Below are 253 nucleotides of genomic sequence, written 5' to 3'. Positions count from 1 at the left end.
TAATTAGTCATATTCTTTCTTCACCCAAACGAACATGGCACACTTTGAAGTCCGGCAATCCGAGAAACTGAATCTGACCTCTTATTCTGGATTGGCATTGATTGGTCAATGCTGTCAGGCGGCTCATGTGGATCTGGTGATCGACCCTAAATTTCCTGTTTCTCAAGGAATGCGCACCTCGGATATAGTGAAGTCCATGATTGGTCTGTTGAGTCTGGGCAAGAGTGATTTCGAGGCGATCGAACCTTTCCGC

General features: G+C 46.2%; 1 pseudogene. It reads left to right on the top strand.

Going from position 1 to position 253, the window contains the following annotated elements:
• Positions 1 to 34: 34 nt before the first annotated feature.
• Positions 35 to 253: pseudogene (locus tag IV91_RS0113300) on the top strand (IS1380 family transposase); the annotation flags it as partial.

This window comes from Ferrovum myxofaciens (genome assembly GCF_000735045.1).
Taxonomy (GTDB): Bacteria; Pseudomonadota; Gammaproteobacteria; order Burkholderiales; family Ferrovaceae; genus Ferrovum; species Ferrovum myxofaciens.
Note: the sequence above shows the minus strand (reverse complement) of the source record. Positions and strands in the feature narration are given on the sequence as shown.